We start from the raw sequence: 675 nt of genomic DNA on the forward strand, positions 1-675 counted from the left end.
CGATGATACAGTTTTTGAAGGCAACGATTTTTTTCTCACCGGTAGGCGTAGCTTGTTCGTACACTTCGCTGGTCGTCAGCGAAACTTCCAAGTGGCGCGGATCTAAGAATTGGCCGTCACCTTGGATAATGTCTACTTTGCGGCCTTTCGCCATACCGGCCAAACCGGTAGTCAAGCGGGAAACCACGCCGTCTTTGTAGCCGCGCAGCATGTCGATATCGAGTTCAGGCTCAGGGTATTTGATACCGTTGGCAGCCAAGTGGCGTACTTCATCGATAACGGCAGCATTGTGCAACAGAGCTTTTGAAGGGATACAGCCGACGTTCAAGCAAACGCCGCCCAAAGTTTTGTAACGCTCGACGATGGCAACTTTCAAGCCTTCGTCAGCAGCGGCAAATGCAGCGGAATAACCGCCAGGGCCGCCACCCAATACGACCACATCGTATTCAGCATCGGCAGAACCGCCAAATTGTGCAGCTTGAGGAGCTGGAGCAGCAGCTTTAGGCGCTTCTTGTGCAGGAGCAGCTGGTGCTTCGGCTTTAGGAGCGGCAGCCGCACCTTCGGCTTCAACGACTGCAATCAAGCCGCCTTCGGAGATTTTGTCACCCACTTTAATTTTAACTTCTTTAACGACACCTGCAACTTCGGCAGGTACGTCCATAGTGGCTTTATCGG

1 protein-coding gene is annotated in these 675 nt (G+C 52.7%); it reads right to left on the minus strand.

The features are described from left to right. On the minus strand, positions 1-675 hold a 675-nt coding region (locus ACTHUR_RS14655), incomplete at both ends, for an FAD-dependent oxidoreductase (protein WP_440399316.1).

This window comes from Neisseria sp. P0021.S007 (genome assembly GCF_051956855.1).